At 70.7% G+C, this 21,508-nt stretch carries 18 protein-coding genes; 5 read left to right on the top strand and 13 right to left on the bottom strand.

Annotated elements, in window-relative coordinates; all coding sequences use genetic code 11:
* Positions 1-99: 99 nt before the first annotated feature.
* The gene (locus AC2DGY_RS00965) at positions 100-1,626 is read right to left on the bottom strand and encodes an MmgE/PrpD family protein (protein ID WP_484507828.1); all 1,527 of its coding nucleotides are present in this window, start codon (positions 1,624-1,626) and stop codon (positions 100-102) included.
* The gene (locus AC2DGY_RS00960) at positions 1,623-2,261 is read right to left on the bottom strand and encodes a GntR family transcriptional regulator (RefSeq protein ID WP_484507827.1); all 639 of its coding nucleotides are present in this window, start codon (positions 2,259-2,261) and stop codon (positions 1,623-1,625) included. The genes AC2DGY_RS00965 and AC2DGY_RS00960 overlap by 4 nt, the downstream gene beginning before the upstream one ends.
* 146 nt (positions 2,262-2,407) lie before the next feature.
* Here AC2DGY_RS00960 and AC2DGY_RS00955 point away from each other — a divergent pair, with 146 nt between their 5' ends.
* On the top strand, positions 2,408-3,325 hold the full coding sequence (locus tag AC2DGY_RS00955) for an ABC transporter ATP-binding protein (protein WP_484507826.1): 918 nt from the start codon (positions 2,408-2,410) through the stop codon (positions 3,323-3,325).
* Entirely contained in the window at positions 3,322-4,944 is a 1,623-nt protein-coding gene (locus AC2DGY_RS00950; RefSeq protein WP_484507825.1) for an ABC transporter permease, read from the top strand. Before AC2DGY_RS00955 ends, AC2DGY_RS00950 begins: the two co-directional genes overlap by 4 nt.
* Positions 4,945-5,023: 79 nt before the next feature.
* On the opposite strand, the gene AC2DGY_RS00945 is transcribed toward AC2DGY_RS00950, so the two are convergent.
* The 6 genes from AC2DGY_RS00945 to AC2DGY_RS00920 form a co-directional block, all read right to left on the bottom strand.
* Complete coding sequence (locus tag AC2DGY_RS00945) at positions 5,024-5,500, bottom strand: NUDIX hydrolase (protein ID WP_484507824.1); 477 nt, start codon at positions 5,498-5,500, stop codon at positions 5,024-5,026.
* A gap of 1 nt (position 5,501) precedes the next feature.
* Entirely contained in the window at positions 5,502-6,515 is a 1,014-nt protein-coding gene (locus AC2DGY_RS00940) for an aldo/keto reductase family protein (protein WP_484507823.1), read from the bottom strand.
* A gap of 74 nt (positions 6,516-6,589) precedes the next feature.
* Positions 6,590-8,620, bottom strand: a complete 2,031-nt coding sequence (locus tag AC2DGY_RS00935; protein WP_484507822.1) for an ABC transporter ATP-binding protein — start codon at positions 8,618-8,620, stop codon at positions 6,590-6,592.
* Positions 8,620-10,350 (bottom strand): ABC transporter ATP-binding protein, encoded by a 1,731-nt coding sequence (locus tag AC2DGY_RS00930; RefSeq protein WP_484507821.1) that lies wholly within the window; start codon positions 10,348-10,350, stop codon positions 8,620-8,622. The genes AC2DGY_RS00935 and AC2DGY_RS00930 overlap by 1 nt, the downstream gene beginning before the upstream one ends.
* A gap of 114 nt (positions 10,351-10,464) precedes the next feature.
* Entirely contained in the window at positions 10,465-11,877 is a 1,413-nt protein-coding gene (gene rlmN, locus AC2DGY_RS00925; RefSeq protein WP_484507820.1) for a dual-specificity RNA methyltransferase RlmN, read from the bottom strand.
* Positions 11,878-12,051: 174 nt separating this feature from the next.
* On the bottom strand, positions 12,052-12,405 hold the full coding sequence (locus AC2DGY_RS00920; RefSeq protein ID WP_484507819.1) for a VOC family protein: 354 nt from the start codon (positions 12,403-12,405) through the stop codon (positions 12,052-12,054).
* A gap of 114 nt (positions 12,406-12,519) precedes the next feature.
* Between AC2DGY_RS00920 and AC2DGY_RS00915 the strand changes: the two genes are divergently transcribed.
* Positions 12,520-15,093 (top strand): transglycosylase domain-containing protein, encoded by a 2,574-nt coding sequence (locus AC2DGY_RS00915; protein WP_484507818.1) that lies wholly within the window; start codon positions 12,520-12,522, stop codon positions 15,091-15,093.
* Positions 15,094-15,199: 106 nt separating this feature from the next.
* Here the strand turns inward: AC2DGY_RS00915 and AC2DGY_RS00910 are convergent, their stop codons facing one another.
* From AC2DGY_RS00910 to AC2DGY_RS00900, 3 genes are all read right to left on the bottom strand, one after another.
* Positions 15,200-16,039: an SDR family oxidoreductase gene (locus AC2DGY_RS00910; RefSeq protein WP_484507817.1), complete on the bottom strand. Its 840-nt coding sequence runs from the start codon at positions 16,037-16,039 to the stop codon at positions 15,200-15,202.
* 70 nt (positions 16,040-16,109) lie between these two features.
* On the bottom strand, positions 16,110-16,883 hold the full coding sequence (locus AC2DGY_RS00905; protein ID WP_484507816.1) for an enoyl-CoA hydratase/isomerase family protein: 774 nt from the start codon (positions 16,881-16,883) through the stop codon (positions 16,110-16,112).
* Between the two features lie 34 nt (positions 16,884-16,917).
* A complete protein-coding gene (locus tag AC2DGY_RS00900; RefSeq protein ID WP_484507815.1) occupies positions 16,918-17,682 on the bottom strand; it encodes an SDR family NAD(P)-dependent oxidoreductase in 765 nt (254 codons plus the stop codon).
* A 124-nt stretch (positions 17,683-17,806) separates the two neighbouring features.
* On the opposite strand from AC2DGY_RS00900, the gene AC2DGY_RS00895 reads away from it, so the two are divergent.
* Positions 17,807-18,292 carry a GNAT family N-acetyltransferase gene (locus tag AC2DGY_RS00895; protein WP_484507814.1) on the top strand — a complete coding sequence of 162 codons (486 nt, stop codon included), beginning with the start codon at positions 17,807-17,809 and terminating at the stop codon, positions 18,290-18,292.
* Between the two features lie 127 nt (positions 18,293-18,419).
* Positions 18,420-19,187: a phosphotransferase gene (locus AC2DGY_RS00890; RefSeq protein WP_484507813.1), complete on the top strand. Its 768-nt coding sequence runs from the start codon at positions 18,420-18,422 to the stop codon at positions 19,185-19,187.
* Positions 19,188-19,280: 93 nt separating this feature from the next.
* Here AC2DGY_RS00890 and AC2DGY_RS00885 read toward each other — a convergent pair whose 3' ends face one another.
* Both AC2DGY_RS00885 and AC2DGY_RS00880 read right to left on the bottom strand, forming a co-directional pair.
* Entirely contained in the window at positions 19,281-20,069 is a 789-nt protein-coding gene (locus AC2DGY_RS00885; RefSeq protein ID WP_484507812.1) for an energy-coupling factor transporter transmembrane component T family protein, read from the bottom strand.
* Positions 20,066-21,436: an ABC transporter ATP-binding protein gene (locus AC2DGY_RS00880; RefSeq protein ID WP_484509958.1), complete on the bottom strand. Its 1,371-nt coding sequence runs from the start codon at positions 21,434-21,436 to the stop codon at positions 20,066-20,068. The genes AC2DGY_RS00885 and AC2DGY_RS00880 overlap by 4 nt, the downstream gene beginning before the upstream one ends.
* Between the last annotated feature and the right edge of the window lie 72 nt (positions 21,437-21,508).

Genomic DNA, 21,508 nt, shown 5'->3' with positions numbered 1-21,508 from the left:
TCTTCCTCTCCGGTTCAGAATTCAGGAGACACGCCGCGTCGGCGCCGCTCCGGAGCATCCATCGGCCGGTTCGTCCTGAGTTTTGAACAGCCCGAGTCATCAGAACAGGCCCTTCGGGGCGGGGGCCATCGCCAGAACGCCGGGCTTCGCGGTGATGTTCAGCTGCAGCACCTCGGCGGCGGTCAGGTCGGGCAGGCGCTGGGCCAGGTCGAGGAACCGCTCGATCTCCTCCGGCAGCAGCACCGGCTCGGCGAGCAGGCGGAACTTGCGGATGTAGTCCTCCCGCGCGAACGGCCGCGCCCCCAGCGGGTGGGCGTCGGCGACGGCGATCTCGTCCTCCACCGTCGAGCCGTCGGTCAGCGTGATCACGACGCGACCGCCGAAGGCCTTCTCGTTCGGGTCCTCCGAGTGGTAGCGGCGGGTCCACTCGGCGTCCTCGGCCGTGGTGACCTTGCGCCACAGCTCCACCGTGTCGGGCCGGCCGGCCCGTTCGGGCGTGTACGACTCGACGTGGTGCCATGCGCCGTCCTGCAGGGCGACGGTGAAGATGTACGGAATCGAGTGGTCGAGCGTCTCGCGCGACGCGGTCGGGTCGTACTTCTGCGGGTCGCCGGCGCCCGAGCCGATGACGTAGTGCGTGTGGTGGCTCGTGTGCAGCACGACGGATGCGACGTTGTGCGGGTCGCGAAGGGCGGGATGCTGCGCCCCGAGCCGGCGCGCGAGGTCGATCCAGGCCTGGGCCTGGTACTCGGCGGAGTGCTCCTTCGTGTACGAGTCGAGGATGCCGCGCTTGGACTCCCCCTCGCCCGGGAGCGGTACGTCGTACGCGGCATCCTTGCCGTCGAGCAGCCACGCGATGACGCCGTCTTCGCCCTCGTAGATCGGGGACGGGCTGGTCTCGCCGCGCATCGCGCGGTCCACGGCCTCGACGGCCATCTTCCCCGCGAACGCGGGAGCGTGCGCCTTCCACGTCGAGATCTCGCCCTTGCGGGACTGCCGGGTGGCCGTGGTGGTGTGCAGCGCCTGGCCGATGGCCTGGTAGATCGTCTCGGTGTCGAGGCCCAGGAGCGTGCCGATCCCGGCCGCGGCCGAGGGGCCGAGGTGGGCGACGTGGTCGATCTTGTGCTTGTGGAGCGAGACGGCGCGCACCAGGTCGATCTGGATCTCGTAGCCGGTGGCAAGGCCTCGCAGCAGAGCCGCGCCGTCGCGCCCCGTGTGCTGGGCGACGGCGAGGATCGGCGGGATGTTGTCGCCCGGGTGGGAGTACTCGGCGGCGAGGAACGTGTCGTGGTAGTCGAGCTCGCGGACGGCGACCCCGTTGGCCCACGCCGCCCACTCCGGGCTCGAGCGCCGCTCCAGCGCGCACCCGAACACGGTCGCCCCGACGCCGCCGATCGACACGGCGTGGTCCAGCGCCTGCTGGCGCGCGGCGCTGACCGGGCGGCGGGTGAGGGATGCGGCGGCCACGGCCGCGTTGTCGATGACGCGGTTGATGATCATGTCGGCGACGTCGGGATCGACGGGGACCGGATCGGCGGCCACGCGCGCGATGGCCCAGGCCAGCTGCCCTTCCCGGGGGAGGTTCTCGTCGCTGCGGTGCACGCGGACGTGGTGGGTGATGGTCATGGCTGTTCCTCCGGGAGGGACTCGAGGATGGTCGTGAGGGCGTTGTGCAGGTGCACGTGGGTGGCGTGCGCGGCCAGCTCGGCGTCGCCGCCGGCGATCGCGCGGGCGATCAGTTCGTGCTCCCGCGCGGACTGTTCCAGCCGCACGGGATTGTCACGCGCCATTCGGCGTACCCGCACGAGGTGCGTACGGACAGTGCGCAGAGCGGACGTCAGGTAGTCGTTGCCGAGAGCAGCGTCGGTGGCCGCGTCGAAGCGCGCGATCAGCGCGTAGTAGGCGTCCGAACCGTCGGCCACGTCCGGGTCTGCCCGGGAGAACTCTTCGGCGAGGGCAGCGAAGGCATCGGCGTCGCCCCGCTCGGCGGCGATCCGGGATGCGGTCTCCTCGAGCGCGCGTCGGAGTTCGAAGAGCGCCCGGATGTCATCCGCGTCGATGTCGCTCACCACCGTGACGCGCGGGGAGAGCTGGGAGACCAGTCCGTCGCCGGCGAGACGGCTCAGCGCTTCGCGCAGCGGTGTGCGGCTCACGCCGAGGCGGGTGGCCTGCTCCACCTCGCCGAGAACGGCTCCGGGACGGAGGGCCCCATCCTGGATCTCGCGGAGGAGGGTCGCGTAGGCGCGATCACTGGCTCGCATCCTTCACCTCCTCGTGGTTCCCCTTATTGTATACATAGATTGGGAATGGCGGCATAATCTCCGGCATTGCGTGGCTTGTGGTATACATCCGGCGGAGCCGCAGAAGGGTACTGCGGCCACACCGTCATCGGCGTAGCGTCCCGCCTATGGAAGCTGTCATCCGTACCCGGGGGCTGCAAAAGCGCTACGGCCGCGTGCGGGCGCTCGATGGCCTCGATCTCGACGTGGCGCCCGGCGAGATCCACGGGTTTCTCGGCCCGAACGGCGCCGGGAAGTCGACGACGGTCCGGATCCTCCTGGGGCTCGCGCGCGTCGGCGGCGGCGAAGCATCCGTGCTCGGCGGCGATCCGTGGCGCGACGCGGTCCGGCTGCATCGCCGCATCGCGTCCGTGCCGGGCGACGTGAACGTCTGGCCGAACCTGTCCGGCGGCGAAGCGATCGACCTCCTCTGCCGCCTTCGCGGGGGCGGGCGTTCCGCCGCCTATCGCGACGAACGGGCGCGGCTCCAAGCGGCGTTCCAGTTCGATCCTCGCAAGAAGGGCCGTGCGTACTCCAAGGGCAATCGGCAGAAGGTCGCGCTCATCGCCGCGTTCGCCGTCCCCGCCGACCTGTACATCCTCGACGAACCGACGAGCGGGCTGGACCCACTGATGGAGGTCGTGTTCCAGCGCGAGCTGATGCGCGTGCGGGCGGCCGGAAGTTCCGTGTTGCTGTCGAGCCACATCCTGTCGGAGGTCGAGCAGCTGTGCGACCGGGTCAGCATCATCCGCGCCGGCCGTGTGGTGGAAAGCGGCACCCTGCGCGAGCTGCGCCACCTCACCCGCACGGACGTCTCGTTCGCCGAGCTCGACGGGGGCGTGCTCCCTCCCCTGCCAGAGGCTCACGACGTGGTCGTCAGCAACGGACGGGTGCGCTTCACCGTCGACAGCGATCGCGTGGCAGCCCTGCTGCCCGCTCTGGCCGATGCCCACGTTTCGGGGCTGCGCATCGAGCCACCCTCACTCGAGGAGCTCTTCCTCCGTCACTACGGTGACGACGTGACGGACCCCGAGGCGCTGCCGTGACGGGATTCCTCCTGCTCGTGCGGCACCGCGCGCGGCGCGACGTGATTCAGCTGGCGCTGTGGATTCTCGGCACGGCAGCCCTTGCTGCCGCCGCCTACGCCGGCGTGCGCGAGACGCTCGGGACCGAGCAGGATCGCACCGCGTTGCTCGCGACCGCGATCGCCAATCCGGTCATCCTGCTCTTTCGCGGACTGCCGTCGGGTTCCGCGGAGGGGTCGTTCATCGCCTTTGTCATTCTGCCGTTCCTCGCGCTTCTGGCAGCGTTGATGAGCAGCTTTCTGGCGGTGCGCCACACGCGAGCGGATGAGGAGTCCGACCGAGCGGAGCTCGTCGCGGCCACGCCCGCCGGACGCGTCGTTCCACTGGTCGCGACGGCGGCCCACGGCGTCGTGGCCAACCTGGTCCTCGCAGCCCTCGTGTGGGTCGTGCTGGTCGCGCTGGGCCTCGGCGCGAAGGGAAGCCTGCTCGTCGGCGCGGCCAGCGGCGTCACCGGCATCGCCTTTCTGGGCGTCGCGCTTCTTGCGGCGCAGCTCGTGCGCACTGCCCGCTCGGCAAACGCCCTGGGGGTGTGGGCGATCCTCCTCACCTATCTGCTCTGCGGCTTCGGCAACGCCGTGGGAACGCCCAGCGCCGACCTGCAGCGGGTGACGAGCGCACCACTCGCGTGGTTCTCACCGTTCGGGTGGGCCGAGAACACGCGGCCCTTCGACGCCGACGATCCGCGCCCGCTGGTGCTCGGCGCGCTGCTCGCGGTGGTGTGCGCCGCTGTGGCCGTCGCGGTGCAGGCGGGGCGCGACCTCGGTGGCAGCCTGCTGCCCGAGGGGCTGGGCCGCTGCACCGCCACCGTCGCCCTCTCCGGCCCGTGGGGACTGACCTGGCGATTGTCCCGGGGTGCCATCCTGGGGTGGGCCGTGGGCGGGCTGGTCGTCGGGGTACTGTCGACGCGCCTTTCCGATGCCATCTCGCAGATCGGTGACAGCATCCCCTCGGTGGATGCCCTCCTCGCCTCACTCGGCGCCGGTGGGAGCCTCGAGGAGGACACCGTGACGATCTTCTTCACCCTGGCGGGCGTCCTCGCCGCGTGCGCTGGGGTCCAGACGGTCGTCCGCGCACGCCACGAAGAAGTTCGTGGCACGGCGGAACCGGTGCGTGCGTCCGCCGTCGGCCCGGTGCGGTGGCTGGCGGGCTACCTTGCCATCGCGGGGGTCGGGATGCTGGCCACCCTGGTCAGCGCGATCGTCGGGGCGATCCTCGGCCTGTGGTCGCTGCCGGACCCGGATTGGTCGCTGGTGGACGTGACCCTCGTCGCGGGAGTCGGTCAGTTGGCTGCCGCGGCGGTCTTCCTGACGGCGGCGGCGGTGATCTTCGTCGTCGCGCCCCGCCTGACCATCGCCGCAGGATGGACGCTGATCGCGCTCGGGACCACCCTCGGCCTGTTCGGGCCGCTCTTCGGCTTTCCCGACGCCGTCGTGAACCTGTCGCCGATCGCCGTGACACCGACCCTGTCGGGGGGCGACATCGACCTCCGGGGGCTCTGGTGGCTGGTGCTGACCACCGGCGTCGGAATCAGCGTAACCCTCGCTCTCATGCGGCGACGGGAGCTGGCCCCCGCCGAGTGACCCACCCCGCGCGGTCGACTCGCCACAAACCGTCGCGATACGCGCCGAAACACAACGATTTGTGGCGAGTCGACGGCGTTTAGAGGGCCGTGAGGTGCGAGACGAGGGCATCCAGGGCGGGGCGCTGGCCCTTCACGAGTCGCTCGCGCGCCTCGTCGGGCGTGCACCACTCGACCCGGTCCACCTCGGGGAAGCGCACGGTCTTCCCCGAGCGGGGCGGCCACTCCAGGTCGAACTCGCCGAAGTCGAACTCCGTCTCCGTGAACGCCGCGCCGTCGCCGACGAACACGACGATCTTCTTGCCCGACGAGTACGGAAAGGTGCCGAGCTCGGCGTAGTCGACCTCGGGCGCGCCCACTCCGAGCTCCTCGCGGAACTCGCGGCGTGCCGCATCCAGTGCCCCCTCGGTATCGGGGTCGTACTCGCCCTTCGGGATCGACCACGCGCCGACGTCCTTCGACGCCCAGTACGGTCCGCCCATGTGGGCGAGAAGCACCTGCACCTTCCCGGCGCCGTCGAGGCGGTAGAGCAGGATGCCGGCGCTCCTCGCCGCCATGTCAGGCCGGCCGACTCTTCGGCGACACGGAGTACGTGTCCTCCGGGTCTCGCTGCACGGTGTCACCGAGCGCGGCGTCGATGGCCGTCAGGGTGTCGGCGTCCAGCGTCACCCCCGAGGCCTTGACCGTATCGGCCAACTGCTCGGGGCGGGACGCTCCCACCAGCGCCGCGGCGACGTTGGGATTCTGCAGCACCCACGCGATCGCCAGCTGCGGCATCGTCAGCCCCGCCTGCTCCGCGATCGGCTTCAGACGCTGGACAGCCGTAAGCACGTCGTCCTCCATGAACCGGCGGATGAAGCGTGCGCCGCTCTTCTCGTCCGTCGCCCGCGAGCCCTCCGGGAACGGCTGCCCCGGCAGGTACTTGCCGCTGAGTACGCCCTGCGCCATCGGCGACCACACGATCTGAGAGATGCCGAGCTCCACGCTGGCCGGGACCACCTTGCCCTCGATGACGCGCCACAGCATCGAGTACTGCGGCTGGTTCGAGATGAGCTGGATGCCGAGATCCTTCGCGAGAGCGGAACCCTCCCGCAACTGCTCTGCGGTCCATTCGGAGACCCCGATGTAGAGCACCTTTCCCTGGCGCACCAGGTCGGCGAACGTCTGGAAGGTCTCTTCGAGCGGCGTCTCGTAGTCGAAACGGTGCGCCTGATAGAGGTCGACGTAGTCGGTACCGAGCCGCTTCAGCGACCCGTGGATCGACTCGACGATGTGCTTGCGGCTCAGGCCGCCGTCGTTCGGGCCCTTGGGCCCCGTGGGGAAGTAGACCTTGGTGAAGATCTCCAGCGACTCGCGGCGCTGGCCCTCCAGCGCCTTACCGAGGATGACCTCGGCGGCGGTGTTCGCGTACGTGTCAGCGGTGTCGAAGGTCGTGATCCCCGCATCCAGGGCCGCATGCACCGTCTTCACTGCCGCATCGTCCTCCACCTGCGAGGCGTGCGTGACCCAGTTGCCGTACGTGATCTCCGAGATCTTGAGACCACTGTTTCCGAGGTACCGATAGTTCACCATGCCTCGACGCTAGCGGGGCGCGGGGACCCTCGGCCGGGGGTTGCGCACGCCTCACCCGTCGGAACCGTCGATGCTCAGGCCTGCGCTGCCGGCACCTCGTGGCTGGCGGCCGAGGCCTCCTCATCCGGGTCTGCGGCGGCCTGCTGGAACTGGGCCGTGTACAGCCGGTAGTAGGCGCCCTTCGCGGCGATCAGCTGCTCGTGCGTGCCCTGCTCGACGATCGCGCCGTCCTCCATGACGAGGATGAGGTCGGCGTCGCGGATCGTGGACAGGCGGTGCGCGATCACGAACGACGTGCGTCCCTCCCGCAGGGCCGCCATGGCACCCTGCAGCAGCAGCTCGGTGCGGGTGTCGACGGAACTCGTGGCCTCATCCAGGATCAGCACGCTCGGCTGCGCCACGAACGCGCGGGCGATCGTGATCAGTTGCTTCTCGCCGGCGGAGATGTTGGAGGCGTCCTCATCCAGCAGCGTGTCGTACCCGTCGGGAAGCGAGTGCACGAAGCGGTCGACGTACGTCGCGCGGGCGGCATGCAGGATCTCGTCGTCCGTCGCGTCGGCCCGGCCGTAGCGGATGTTCTCGCGAATGGTCCCGGCGAACAGCCACGGGTCTTGCAGCACCATCCCGGTCTTGGCGCGGATGTCACGCCGGGTGAGCTCCGCGATGCTCTGGCCGTTGAGCAGGATGCGGCCCCCGTCGAGCTCGTAGAAGCGCATGATGAGGTTCACCAGCGTCGTCTTGCCAGCGCCCGTCGGGCCGACGATGGCGACGGTCTGCCCCGGTTCGACGCGGAACGAGAGGTCGGTGATGAGGGGTCGCTCGGGCGAGTAGGAGAACGACACCGAGTCGAACTCGATCGTGCCGTCGCCGTCCACCGGCGCCGGGGCATCCTCGGCGTCGGGTTCCTGCTCGGGTTCGTCGAGCAGCTCGAACACGCGCTCGGCCGATGCCGTGCCGGACTGCACGACGGCGGCCATCCCGCCCAGCTCCGACAGCGGCTGGGTGAACTGCTGCGAATACTGGATGAAGGCCTGCACGTCGCCGAGGCGCAGCTGACCGCCCGCGACCATCAACGCGCCGAAGACCGCGATGCCCACGTAGGTGAGGTTTCCGATGAACATCATCGCCGGCATCATGATGTTCGACAGGAATTGCGCCTTGAACGCAGCCCGGTACAGCTCCTCGTTCTCCTCGCGGAACGCGTCGCGCGAACTCTGCTCGCGGCCGAACACCTTCACCAGCGCGTGCCCGGAGAACGACTCCTCGACGCGGGCGTTGAGGCGGCCGACCTTGCGCCACTGGATGCCGAACGCCTTCTGCGAACGCGGCCCGATGACGCCGAACAGCACCGCCATCAGCGGGAAACTGATCAGCACCACGAGGGTCAGCTGCCACGAGATCGACAGCATCATGACCAGCACGCCGACGACCGTGAGGACGCTGGTGATCGCCTGCGACAGCGACTGCTGCATCATCTGCGTGATGTTGTCGATGTCGTTCGTCACCCGCGAGATCAGCTCGCCGCGCTGGACGCGGTCGAAGTAGGCCAGCGGGAGAGCGTTGATCTTCTCCTCGACGCGCTCACGCAGCCGCCACATGGTGCGCACCATGATGATGTTGATCACGAACCCCTGCAGCCACGCGAGCACGGATGCGGCGATGTACAGCGCCATCACACCCGCCAGCACCTGGCCGAGGCGCGAGAAGTCGACACCCGCCCCGGGCTGGAAGTTCTGCATCGCCGCGACGATGTTCGCCAGGTCCTGCTCACCCGAGGCGACGAGCCCGTCGATCACCTGCTGCTTGGTTGCGCCGGCGGGTGCCATCTGCGACACGACGCCCTCGAACAGGACGTTCGTGGCCTCGCCGAGCACCCGGGGCGCGAGCACCGCGAGCAGCACGCCGACCGCACCCATCAGCGACACGAAGACGAAGGCGAGGGCATTCGGACGGAGCAACCCGATCAGCCGGCGGAACGACGGACCGAATCGGGCGGGCTTTCCCGGCGCCACCGCGCCGCTCCAATCGTCCGCGCCCACACGAGCCTCTTCGGCCCGCTCGAGCTCCCTCTTCTCCTCGTCCGTGGAATCGGTGTCGCCGCGCATCACGTGACCTCCGCCCCGAGCTGCGACTCCACGATCTCCCGGTAGGTGCGGCTCGCCGCCAGGAGTTCGGCGTGCCTGCCGAGCCCCACCACCCGGCCCTCCTCCAGCACGACGATGCGGTCGGCGTCGGTGATCGTGGAGATGCGCTGCGCGACGACGATCTTCGTCACGTGCGGCAATTCCCGCCACAGCGCGGCGCGCAACCGCGCATCCGTGGCGAGGTCGAGGGCGGAGAACGAGTCGTCGAACACCAGCACGTCGGGCCGGTGGACGATCGCGCGCGCGATCGCGAGCCGCTGGCGCTGGCCGCCGGAGACGTTCGTGCCGCCCTGGGCGATCCGCGCGTCGAGGCCACCCTCCATCTGGGCGACGAAGTCGCTCGCCTGGGCGATGTCCAGGGCGTGCCACAGCTCGGGATCGGTGGCCTCCTCGCGCCCGAATCGCAGATTGGATGCGACGGTGCCGCTGAACAGGAACGGCCGTTGCGGTACGAGTCCGATGGCGCCCCACAGCGTGTCGAGGTCGACCTCCCGCACGTCCACCCCGCCCACCAGGACCGCGCCGCCGGTGACGTCGAACAGGCGCGGGAGGAGGGAGATGAGCGTCGTCTTGCCGGCGCCGGTGGATCCCACGATCGCGACGGTCTCGCCGCGCTCGGCGGTGAAGGAGATGTCGGCGAGGATCGCCTCCTCGGCGCCCGGGTACGTGAAGGAGGCCTTGCGCACCTCGACCCTTCCCGGCGCGGGGAGCACGCGCTCGCCGTCGACCGGCCGCTCGAACGATGGCCGCGTCTCGATCACCTCACCGATGCGCTCGGCCGAGACCGCGGCGCGCGGGATCATCATCGTCATGAAGCTGGCCATCATGACCCCGGTCAGGATGATCATCACGTATTGCATGAACGCGAACAGCGTGCCGATCTGCACGTCGCCGCTGTCGACCTGCATCCCCCCGAACCAGATCACCCCGACGACGGTGAGGTTGAGGATCAGCATGACCGCCGGGAACAGCAGCACGAACAGCGACCCGACCTTGCGGCCGACGACCATGATGTCGGTGTTGGCGTCGCGGAAGCGCTGCTCCTCGATCGGCTCGCGCACGAATGCGCGGATGACGCGGATGCCGGTGAGCTGTTCGCGCATGATCCGGTTCACCGCATCCAGCTTCACCTGGAAGCTCCGGAACAGCGGCACCATGCGGCTGATCACGATCACGGCCACCAGGAGCAGGACGGGGACGGACACCGCGATGATCCACGACAGGCTGATGCTCTGCTGCAGCGCCAGCACGATGCCGCCGATGGCCAGGAGCGGTGCGGTCACCAGGAACGTCGCCGCCATCATGGCCAGCATCTGCACCTGCTGCACATCGTTCGTGTTGCGGGTGATGAGGGACCCGGCACCGAAGCCGGTGACCTCGCGCTCGGAGAACGCCGACACGCGCTCGAAGATGTCGTCACGCAGGTCGCGGCCCAGCCTCATCGCGGCTCGGGCGGCGAAGTAGGTGGCGACGATGGACGCCAGGATCTGACCGAGCGACACGGCGAGCATGAATGCGCCGGTGCGCCAGATGAAGGCGGTGTCACCGCGGGAGACGCCCTCGTCGATGATGTCGGCGTTCAGGCTCGGCAGGTACAGCGACGCCAGAGCCGATACGAACTGGAACACGAGCACGCCGACGAGGAGCCAGCGGGACGGCTTGAGATAGCGGATGAGGAGGGTGACGAGCACGGTTCGTCCGAACTGTGGGGGGCGCGATGATGCGTCCCACCCTGCCACGGACCGCTGACATCGGCACGGGGGTCGGCGACCACCGCGCGGCCGCGCGGGCCCGGCGGAGCCTGGTCAGCCCACGGGGGTCGCCGCGGCGGCGACTTCGTCCTCTGCGGTCGCCACCAGCTGACCGCAGGCGCCGTCGATCTCCTTGCCGCGGGTGTCGCGCAGGGTCGTGGGGATGCCGGCGGCGTTGAGCCGGCGGACGAACTCGTTCTGCACCGGCACCTCGGACGCCGTCCAGATCGACCCCGGGGTGGGGTTGAGCGGAATCGGGTTGACGTGCACCCAGCCACGACCGCGGGCGTTGAGCTTGTCGGCGAGCAGGTCGGCACGCCAGGCGTGGTCGTTCATGTCCTTGATGAGCGCGTACTCGATCGACACGCGGCGGCCCGTCTTCTCGAAGTAGTCCCGCGCTGCATCGAGCGCCTCATCGACCTTCCAGCGGGAGTTGACCGGAATGAGTTCGTCGCGCAGCCCGTCGTCGGGGGCATGCAGCGACAGCGCGAACGTGACGGGGATGTCCTCGTTCGCGAGCTTGGTGATGGCCGGGACCAGACCGACCGTGGAGACCGTGATGCCCCGCGCGCTCATCCCGAGCCCGTGCTCCTTGTCGACCATCACGCGCACGGCGTGCATGACCCTCGCGTAATTGGCGAGGGGCTCGCCCATGCCCATGAAGACGATGTTCGACACGCGCTCGGGCGTCTGTCCCGGACCGTCGGCCTGCCGCCGGGTCTTGCCGCCCAGACCGCCGGAGGCGATGAGCCGGTTGGCGCGCACGATCTGCTCGATGATCTCGGCCGCCGACATGTTGCGGGTCAGGCCCGCCTGCCCAGTCGCGCAGAACGGGCAGTTCATGCCGCATCCCGCCTGGCTCGACACGCACAGGGTGATGCGCCCGGGGTAGCGCATGAGTACGGATTCGACCAGTGCGCCGTCGTGGAGCTTCCACAGGAACTTGATCGTGTCGCCGCTGTCGGTCTCGAGGCGACGCACCTCGGTGAGCAGCGGCGGCAGCATCCCGGCGACCAGCTCCTCGCGACCCTCGGCGGGGAGGTCGGTCATCTCGGCCGGGTCGGAGGTGTAGTGCGTGAAGTAGTGCTTCTCGAGCTGCTTGGCGCGGAAGCCGGGGAGGCCCAGTTCTTTCACCTTGGCGACCCGCTCAGCGGCGGTGAGGTCGGCGAGGTGAACGGGGGGCTTCCCGCGCTTGGGGCTGGCGAACTGCAACAGCGGACGGCCCGCGTCATCCTTCTTCTGCGCCCAGCCCTCTGTTCGAGGCCGCACCTGCGGCGCGGCGGAGGCCGCAGGCGCCGTTCGAGGCCGCACCTGCGGCGCGGCGGAGGCCGCAGGCGCCGTTCGAGGCCGCCCCTGCGGCGCGGCGGCGGCCGCAGGCGCCGTTCGAGGCCGCCCCTGCGGCGCGGCGGCCGTCGCCGGGCGCACCTGACGGGGCTGGGTGGTGCGCACGGGGGGCTGATCGGTCATGGATTCCAGGGTACCCGGGTGCGGCTGCGCGGGAGCTGGCCGCGTCGGGTCCGCCCCGCCGAAGCCGCGAGACCGCAGCGTGTCGACGAGACCGCGGCATAATGCGGGGGTCTCGTCGACAGCGTGAAGTCTCGCGCGTCGAGGGACCGGGTCGGGGGATCGCGGGGGCGCCGGTCACGCGGATGCGGGGGCGCCCAGGTAGAGGGGGTTGCCGTCGGGGTCGCGGACCCGTGCGACCCGTTCGCCCCACGGCATGTCTCCCGGCGGCTCCTCGGAGGCTCCCCCGGCTTCCAGCACCGCGCGGTAGCTGTCGTCGACGTCGTCGACGTACAGCCAGATGGCCACGCGCTCGGAGGCGGCGACATCCGGTTCCACGCCGATGGCGATCACTCCCGAACCGACATCCAGGGCGACGTACACGTCGTCGTACCGGTAGCGCTCGATCGCGCCAAACACCCGCTCGTAGAACGATTGAAGGCTCTCCAGATCGGGCGTGCGCAGGATGGGGAACAGCGACTGCACCGTCATGCGCGACAGGGTACGCCTCCTCCCCCCAGCCGGACACCCCTCCCGCCGGGCAGGCGCGGGCGTTCGCATCAGCGATACTCGGCCGGCATCCAGACATGTTTCTTAGCATTCCGCGTGCTTTCCTATCGACGAACCGCCACCGGCGTGCTCGGCGGCCTTGTCGGTCTCCTTTCCCTGAGCGCGATCGCCGGTCTTCTCGTGGCCGCCGCTGTCACACCTGCGATCGCTCTCTCGGCGCGCGCGGCGACGGATGCGGTCACCCTCTTCGATCGCATGCCGAGCTATCTCGAGATCGACCCCCTCATGCTTCCCACGACCATCTATGCCCGTGACCCGGAGAACGGGCAGGACATCGAACTCGCGTCGTTCTACGACCAGAACCGCTCACCCGTGGAGTTCGAGCAGATCTCCCCCACGGTCTTCGACGCCATCCTCTCCTCGGAAGACCCGCGGTATTACCGCCACGGAGGGATCGACCTCATCGGCACGACCCGGGCCCTGCTCAGCAACGTCCAGGGCGGGGTCACGCAGGGCGGATCCTCCATCAGCCAGCAGTACGTCAAGAACGTCCTCATCCAGCGCTGCGAGCAGGACGCCGTCGCCTCCGAGACTCAGACGCGCGACGAAGTGCTGCAGAGCTGCTGGCTCGAGGCCACCAACGCCACGGGAGTGGAGGGCTACGAGCGCAAGCTGCAGGAGATGCGGTACGCCATCCAGCTCGAGCGGGAGTACTCCAAGCAGCAGATCCTCGTCGGCTACCTCAACATCGCGAACTTCGGTGGCACCACGTACGGGATCGAAGCGGCCGCGCAGTACTACTACGGCACGTCGGCCGCACAGCTGTCCGTCGCTCAGGCGGCGACGCTGGCCGGCGTTGTGCAGAACCCCAACACCTTCCGCTTCGACCGGCCGGACGGCTCGATCGTGGACGCCGAGGGCGTCGCCTACAACAGGGCGCCCGATGGGGCCATCGACGACGTGACGCCGGGCACCCTCGACGGGCTCGACGAGCTCCTGGAGGAGGGGCTCATCACGGACGAGCAGTACCTCGCCGCGGCCGACGGATACAGCGCGACGAAGGGACGCCAGCTCTACGTGCTCGATCGCATGCGGGAAGAAGGGCGCATCACCGAGGAGCAGCACCTGCAGGCCGCTCTGGAGCCCATCACTCCTGCGGTGCATCCACAGCAGACGGGATGCTCCGTGTCCGTTGCGCCGTTCTTCTGCCAGTACGTCGTCAACACCGTCCGCAACGACCCCGCCTACGCCGATGCGTTCGGCGCGACCCCCGAGGATCGCCAGCGCGCTCTGTCGCGCGGCGGTCTGCGCATCTACACGACCCTGGATCCCCGCCTGCAGGAGGCGTCTCAAGCGGCGATGAACAGGTACGCGCCGGAGACGGTGGCCGGGATGGACTTCGGATCGGCGGCCGTGAACATCGAGGCGACGACGGGGAGGATCCTCGCTATCGCGCAGAACAACCGCTTCACCGAAGACGCCGATGTGGCCGCTTCCGACCCGGCCTACACGTCGCTCGTCTACGCGGGCGACCGGGCGCACGGGGCGGCGAGCGGGTTCGCGACGGGCTCCACCTTCAAGCTGTTCACCCTGATCGACTGGCTCGAACAGGGCCACTCCGTCTACGAGAACCTCGACGGGACGGTGCGCCCGATCCCGCGCCTGGAACACAGCTGCGACGGGCCGTGGATCAACTACGGGGACGACACGGTGCTCAACTTCGGTGGCACCCCTGGCGGTCGCGGCACGCCCATGGACTTCGCCGCGCAGTCGTTGAACAGCGGCTTCCTCGCGATGGCGGAGCAGCTCGACCTCTGCGACATCGAGCAGGTCGCCACCCGCATGGGCGTGCACCGCGGCACCGGCGAGCCCGTCGAGGTGAACACGGCGTCCTCCGTCATCGGCACGAACAACATCGCCCCCGTGACGATGGCGTCGGCCTACGCGACCGTCGCCAACAACGGCATCTCCTGCGCACCGCACGCGATCGACCGCGTGCTCGACGCGGAGGGCGCCGAACTGCCCGTGCCGGGCAACGTGTGCGAGCAGGTCATCAGCCCCGAGGTCGCCGCGGCGGCCGCGCACGTCCTGTCGGGGGTCATGCGCCCCGGGGGCACCGGTGCCACGGGGAACCCGAACGACGGCACGCCGCTCCTCGGCAAGACGGGCACGCACGAGTCCTGGCAGACGTGGCTCGTGGAATCCAGCACGAGCGTGGCGACCGCCGTCTGGGTGGGCAACTCCATCGGCGAGGGCGACGTCTTCCGCGCCCGCCACAACGGGATGCAGCTGTCGAACGTCCGCACGCCCATGGCCCGTGACATCCAGCGCGCTGCCAACGAGCTGTACCCCGGTGCGTCGTTCGCGCAGCCCCCGGAGGAGCTCCTGCGTCGTCCGGCGCCGCCTGCCCCGCCGAGCCCGGACGCCGGCGGCGGCGCGCCGGAGCAGGCCGGCGGCGGAGCGCCGGAGCAGGGCGGCGGCCAGGGCCAGGGCGGCGGGCAAGGCCAGGGCCAGGGCCAGGGCGGCGGTGGCGGCCAGGGCGGCGGCGGCGAGGGCCCCGGCCAGGGCGGCGGGCAAGGCCAGGGCCAGGGCGGCGGGCAAGGTCCCGGCGGCGGATCGCCGGAGCAGGGCGGCGGCGGCCCCGGCGGCGGCCAGGGCCAGGGCGGCTAGCTAGCCCTCGCCGCCTTCCATGTCGCAGTTTCTGCAGGATCGGCACCCGATTTCTGCGGAAACTGCGACACGCCTTGCGGGTATTGCGACATGCGGCCCGGGCGGGTCAGTCGAGGAAGATGTCCGGGAACAGCGCCTCGTCGGGCGTGCCGGGAACCGCGGCATAGCGCGCGAAATCGGTGACGCCCGCCTCGGCGAGCACGTCCTCCACGATGAGCGTCTGCCCCGTCCTCTCCCCGGAGGGAGTCGTGAGCACGGCGTACGCGGCGTCGGCGTAGATCTCCGGGGTACGGCTGGCGGCCATGATGCGGTCGCCGCCGAGGATGTTCTGCACCGCCGCCGTCGCGATCGTCGTCCGTGGCCACAGGGCGTTGGCGGCGATGCCGGAAGCGGCGAACTCCTCCGCCAGCCCGAGCGTAACCATCGTCATCCCGAACTTCGCGAGGCTGTAGCCGGTGTGCGCGCCGAGCCACCGCGGCGTGATGTTCAGTGGCGGCGAGAGCGTCAGGATGTGCGGGTTCTCCGCCTCCTTCAGCATCGGCACGGCCGCGCGCGAGAGCAGGAACGTCCCGCGGACGTTGACGTCCTGCATGAGGTCGTACTTCTTCGTCGTGAGGTCGAGCGAGCCCGACAGGTCGATGACGCTGGCATTGTTCACGATGATGTCGATGCCGCCGAACTCACCCTGGGTCGTCAATACCGCCCCGGTGATGTCGTCTTCGTTCCGCACGTCGCCCACGATCGGCAGCGCCTTACCGCCCGCCTCGCTGATCGCCGCCGCAGCGGTGTGCACGGTGCCTTCCAGACGCGGATGCGGCGTGTCGGTCTTCGCGAGGATCGCGATGTTCGCGCCATCCCGCGCCGCCCGCACCGCGATGGCGAGCCCGATGCCGCGGCTCCCGCCCGACATGAGGATCGTCTTCCCGGCCAGGGTGTTGTCGGTCATGAGCTTCCCTTTCCCCGTGATGTCCCCCAAGTGCTGGTTTCCCGCGGCCGGAACCTGCGTGTGCGGGACATCACATGCGTTTCTTCGAGGATGCGGCGGCGAAGGCGGCCACGCGGGCCTTCGCGTCGGGCGTGCCGAATGCCGCCCCGATCGTGCGTGCCTCATCGTCGAGGTTCTCCGCGAAGGTGCGCGTGGCGCCCGTGCGGATGAGGCGCGAGGCCTGACCGAACGCCGCGGCGGCGCCCTCGAGCCAGAACCGTGCGACCTCGGCTGAGCGTGCGGCGACCTGGTCGGCGGGGACGACCTCGGCCACCAGGCCCCACTCGAGCGCCTCGGCCGCGGAGAGCGACCGGTCCTGCAGGAGCAGCTGCAGCGCCCGGCGCTGCCCGATCGCGGCCGGCAGGAGCGTCGTCACCCCGAGGTCGGGGGTCAGACCGATGTTGGCGTACTTGCTGACGAAACGCGCCTCGGCGGAGGCCACGACGTAGTCGGCGGTGAGCATCAGCCCGAGCCCTCCCCCGGCGACGGCGCCCTGCACCGCCGCGACCACCGGGACCGGCGCCTCCACGAGCGTGCGGATGCCCTCGTGGATGACGTGCGCCGTGGCGGTGAGATCGGCGCCGGATGCCCCGGACGTGGCCATCGCGAGCACGTCGCCACCCGCGCAGAACGCCGGCCCGGCAGCATCCAGGATCACCGCCCGCACGCCCGGAGCCGTGGCCGCGCGTGCGGCGTCGCGCCACTGCTCGGCCATGTCGAAGTCCATCGCGTTCAGCGATGCGGGTCGGTTCAGCGTCACGCGGGCAAGGCCCCCGTCCACCGAGACCAGGATGCTGTCGCTCACGCGCGCCCTCTTCTTTCCGTCGTGTGCTGCCGGGTCATTTCGGCGCCATCCTGATGGCGCCGTCGAGGCGGATCGTCTCGCCGTTGAGGTAGCCGTTGTCGATGATCGCGAGCACGAGGCGCGCGTACTCGTCCGCGACGCCGAGGCGGGCGGGGTACGGCACCTGCTGCCCGAGGGAGTCCTGCGCGGCCTGCGGCAGGCTGCGCAGCATCGGAGTCTCCATGATGCCGGGCGCGATCGTCGCCACGCGGATCGCGTACCGCGCGAGCTCGCGGGCGACGGGCAGCGTCATGGCGTGCACGCCCCCCTTGCTCGCCGAGTACGCCGGCTGGCCGATCTGCCCGTCGAACGCCGCCACGCTCGCGGTGGTCACGATCACGCCGCGGTCGCCGCTTTCGGCCTCCGGCTCGTTGCGAGCCATGACGGCCGCAGCCTGGCCGATGACGTTGTACGTGCCGATGAGGTTCACCCGCACGATCCGCTCGAAGGCATCCAGCGGCGTCGGGGTGCCGTCGCGGTCGAGGACCTTCCCCGGCGGCGCGATCCCGGCGCAGTGGACGACCACGCGGAGCGGGCCGGCCTCGGCCGCGGCGGCCGCAGCGGAGGCGATCTGACCGGAATCGGTGACGTCTGCCGCGGCGAACCGTCCGCCGATCTCGGCGGCGACCTCGGCTCCGGACGAGGACGGCAGGTCGACGATCGTGACGGCGGCGCCGGATGCAGCCAGCCGGCGGGCGGTCGCCAGCCCCAAGCCGCTGGCGCCGCCGGTGACGAGGGCGCTTGCTCCCGTGATGTCCATCCGCTGTCCGTTCGCCGTCGAATCAGAAATCCGGTCCCACCCTAACCGGGACTCAGATCCGCTCGCGCCGCCGCCCGGCATGATCCGTGCCACCACCCTGCCCCGGCGGCGGCAGGATGGGAAGGTGGGTGTGCACATCATTGACGTCGATCTGGACGATCCGCGCGGCCTCGCGCTGCGGGGCGAGCTGGATGAGGAGCTCGGCGCCCGGTACGCCTTCCTCACCGCCGACGAGCCGCCCGACGTGACGGCCGAGCGCGATGAGGCCCTGCGGGTGCATCCCGCCGATGTCGTGGCCACGCTGCTGGCCGTCGACGACGACGGCACGACCCTGGGGCATGTCATGCTGCGGCGGCTCGGCGACGAGTGGGAGCTCAAACGCCTCATCGTTCCTGCCGTCGCCCGCCGTCGCGGCATCGGCCGCGCGCTGACCGCCGCCGTGGTCGAGCGGGCACAGGCCGCCGGCGCCCACCGCGTGATCCTGCAGACCGGCGCACCGCAGCCGGAGGCGCTGCAGCTGTACACCGCAGCCGGGTTCCGCCCGATCCCGGTCTACGAGCCGTATGCCCGCTCGATGCCGAACTCGCTCTGCTTCGAGCTCGTCCTCTGAGCAGCATCCGAACCGTGCATCATGTCCCAGGTGCGCAGGCAATCCGGGCCGGAAAGCTGCAGAACCCGGACATGACCCCGGCGGGACGCAACCCGGGCCCGGCGAGCGGGCGGGGGATGATGGGGGGATGAGCCGGAGCGGGTCCGAGATGTGGGGGCCGGTGAACGTGCCGCCGGCCGGAACCCCGGTGCCGGCTCGCGTGCGCGACCTCGCGGAGGGTGCGACCCTCGAACCGGTGTGGGAGAACGAAATCGGCGGGCTGACGTTCCGCGCGAGCGCGGTCGACGGCATCCGGTACATCAAGTACGGTCCGCGCAACGAAGAGACCTCGATGGCGGGCGAGGCGGCCCGTCTGGCCTGGGCCGGAGACTTCACGCCCGTCCCCGCCGTGGTGACCTTCGGCGCGGACGCGACGCACGAGTGGCTGGTCACCGAAGCGGTGGAGGGCGAGAGCGCCGTCTCACCGCGTGGGCTCGCCGACCCGGCGACGGCGGTGCGGGCGATCGGCGAGGGCCTGCGGGCGCTGCACGACGCCCTCCCCGTCGCGGACTGCCCCTTCGACTGGCGCGTGCCGGCCCGCATCGCGAACGCCGAGGGGCGCGGCATCCACCTGCCGGCGGCGCTGCGCGAACCGCCTCCGATCGACCGGCTCGTGGTCTGCCACGGCGACGCGTGCGCGCCCAACACGCTCATCGGGCCCGACGGGCGCTGGCGCGCACACGTCGACCTCGGCGCCCTCGGAATCGCCGACCGGTGGGCCGACATCGCGGTGGCCGCGATGAGCACCGAGTGGAACTACGGCCCCGGCTGGCAGGACGCCGTGGTCGAGGCCTACGGCATCCGCCCCGACCCGGTGCGGATGGCGTTCTACCGCGCCCTGTGGAACGCCACCTAGTCCCCCAGCGAAGGCTCAGGGGACGGAATTCGTCGGGTCAGCCCCGCTCGAGCCGGCGGATGCTGTCCCCTGAGCCCCCAGCGGATACCCGGGTCAGGAGGGCCCGAGGATGAAGTTCCACGTGCCGAGAGCCGCCGCGGCCACGATGGCGGCGGTGGAGATGGCGGCGCCGATGAGCAGGAGCACGATATCGCCCCCGTGGAAGCGGGACGGCCGGGCCCAGGTCCGCTCCCCGGGCGCTCCGAACCCCCGCGCCTCCATCGCCGTGGCGAGCTTCGAGCCGCGCCGGATGGAGAGCACCAGTAGTGCGAAGGCCATGCCGACGAATCTCCTGACCCGCCCGCGGTCGGCGACACCGCGCGCCCGGCGTGCGAGCTCGAGGGCACGCCAGTCGTCCAGGAACAGCCCGACCATGCGCAGGCCCGCGAGCGCGCCGAGGACGAATCGGGCCGGGATGCGGGCGATCTGGCCCAGCGCGTCGGCCAGATCCGTCGGGTCCACCGTGACGAAGAGCACGACGGAGGGGAGTGCGATGGCCAGCACGCGGAAGAAGGTGGCCAGCGCCAGCTCGAGCGATCCATCGCTCACCCGCACCAGGAGCCACTCGACGTACACATGCCCGGATGCTTCGCCATAGAGCGCGATCGTGACCGCCGTCAGCGGCGCCGCCAGCCACACCGGCCACGTGCGCAGCCAGAACTCCCGCCACGTGAGACCGGCGAAGGGGAAGAGGAGGCACTCCAGCACGAGCGCCACCGCCGCCGAGACCGGATCGAGCGTGAGCACCAGGGGCAGAGCGATGAGAGCGCTGGCCGCCAGCTTCGCGAGCGGGTTGAGGCCGGCGACCGCGCCGGTGCGCGCACGGCTCTCCAGCAGCGTCATCCTGCAACTCCCGTGAGGACGTAGGGACGTGCGCGCAGCGCCCGCACGACGTCGGCGTCGTGGGTGATCGCCACGACAGCGACCCCGTCGTCGCGGATCTCGGCGAGAAGGGCCACGAGCTCTGCCCACGTGCGCGCATCCTGTCCGAACGTCGGCTCGTCCAGGACGAGCACCCGGGGCCGGGTCGCGAGTGCGGCGGCGACCGTGAGGCGGCGCTTCTCACCCCCCGAGAGCGTGTACGGGTTGGCCGCGGCGAGGTGGTCGAGCCGCAGGCGGGCCAGCAACTCGTCGATCCGCTGCCGATCCACCGCTCCCAGAGCCTTCGGACCCACCTCCAGCTCGTCGCGCACGGTGCGCGTGAGCAGCTGGTGCTCGGGGTCTTGGAAGACCGTGCCGACCCGCGGGAGCAGGTCACGGGACGACCACCGGATGGGCTCCGGCCCCGCCCCCGCGGCGAGCTCGTCCGACGCGGACAGCTCGCCCGCTGCCGGGCGGAGGAGGCCCGCGAGCGTGAGCCCCAGGGTCGACTTCCCCGACCCGTTCGGGCCGGTGACGGCCAGAGCCTCGCCGACGCGTACGGTGAGGTCGATCCCGGTGGCCACCGGTTGGTCCCGCACGCGCTGGACGGACAGGTCGCGCGCCTCCAGAAGCGCGGGGCCCGGCTCGGAGCGCGGGGCGGAGGGGTGGGCCGGGGGGATCCCGGGCACCCACACCCCCTCACGGGCCAGCCGCGCACCCGCATCGCGCAGCACCGTCGCCGGGTCACCGTCGGCGAGCACCCCCTCCTCACCGAGCACGATCACCCGGTCGACGATGGGGAGCCAGACGTCCACCCGGTGCTCGACGACGACGAGGGTCGTGCCCTGCGCCTCCACGCTGCGGAGCACCGACGCACGCACTTCCGCCACCCCCGCGGGGTCGAGGTTCGCGGTCGGCTCGTCCAGGAGGAGGAGCCCCGGCTGCATGGCGAGGACCCCCGCCAGCGCGAGGCGCTGCTTCTGCCCGCCCGACAGCGCCTTGGTCTGGCGGTCCAGCGGCACCTCGAGGCCGACCGCATCCAGTGCCGCACGCACGCGCCGCCAGATCTCGTCGCGAGGTACGCCCAGGTTCTCGCACCCGAAGGCGACGTCGTCACCGACGCGAGCGAGGATGACCTGCGAATCCGGGTCCTGCAGGACGAGGCCTGCGCGCCCCCGGACGTGCGCCGTCGGCACGCCGTCCAGCAGGAGGTCGCCGGCGGATTCGCCCTCCTCCTCGCCGCCGAGCACGCCGGCAAGGCCCGCCAGGAGCGTCGACTTGCCCGAGCCGGAGGCGCCCAGGAGCAGCACCCGCTCCCCCGGCGCGATGCGCAGTGACACGTCGCGCAGCGCCCACGCGCGGCGCGACGCGTGCCGCCACCCCCAGCCGCGGGCGACGACCTCCGCAGGCCTCTCCACGCG

The organism is Microbacterium sp. Z6_144 (assembly GCF_057197625.1).
The sequence above is the reverse complement of the archived record's forward strand: the minus strand, read 5'-3'. Positions and strand labels throughout refer to the sequence as shown.

Excerpts from the sequence above, each read along its gene's own strand:
- AC2DGY_RS00920 (WP_484507819.1), bottom strand. The coding sequence starts at position 12,405 with ATGACGGTGCAGTCGCTGTTCCCCATCCTGCGCACGCCCGATCTGGAG.
- AC2DGY_RS00935 (WP_484507822.1), bottom strand. The coding sequence starts at position 8,620 with ATGCGCGGCGACACCGATTCCACGGACGAGGAGAAGAGGGAGCTCGAG.
- AC2DGY_RS00900 (WP_484507815.1), bottom strand. The coding sequence starts at position 17,682 with ATGGACATCACGGGAGCAAGCGCCCTCGTCACCGGCGGCGCCAGCGGC.
- AC2DGY_RS00960 (WP_484507827.1), bottom strand. The coding sequence starts at position 2,261 with ATGCGAGCCAGTGATCGCGCCTACGCGACCCTCCTCCGCGAGATCCAG.
- AC2DGY_RS00945 (WP_484507824.1), bottom strand. The coding sequence starts at position 5,500 with ATGGCGGCGAGGAGCGCCGGCATCCTGCTCTACCGCCTCGACGGCGCC.
- AC2DGY_RS00955 (WP_484507826.1), top strand. The coding sequence starts at position 2,408 with ATGGAAGCTGTCATCCGTACCCGGGGGCTGCAAAAGCGCTACGGCCGC.
- AC2DGY_RS00940 (WP_484507823.1), bottom strand. The coding sequence starts at position 6,515 with ATGGTGAACTATCGGTACCTCGGAAACAGTGGTCTCAAGATCTCGGAG.
- AC2DGY_RS00890 (WP_484507813.1), top strand. The coding sequence starts at position 18,420 with ATGAGCCGGAGCGGGTCCGAGATGTGGGGGCCGGTGAACGTGCCGCCG.
- AC2DGY_RS00965 (WP_484507828.1), bottom strand. The coding sequence starts at position 1,626 with ATGACCATCACCCACCACGTCCGCGTGCACCGCAGCGACGAGAACCTC.
- AC2DGY_RS00910 (WP_484507817.1), bottom strand. The coding sequence starts at position 16,039 with ATGACCGACAACACCCTGGCCGGGAAGACGATCCTCATGTCGGGCGGG.
- AC2DGY_RS00885 (WP_484507812.1), bottom strand. The coding sequence starts at position 20,069 with ATGACGCTGCTGGAGAGCCGTGCGCGCACCGGCGCGGTCGCCGGCCTC.
- rlmN (WP_484507820.1), bottom strand. The coding sequence starts at position 11,877 with ATGACCGATCAGCCCCCCGTGCGCACCACCCAGCCCCGTCAGGTGCGC.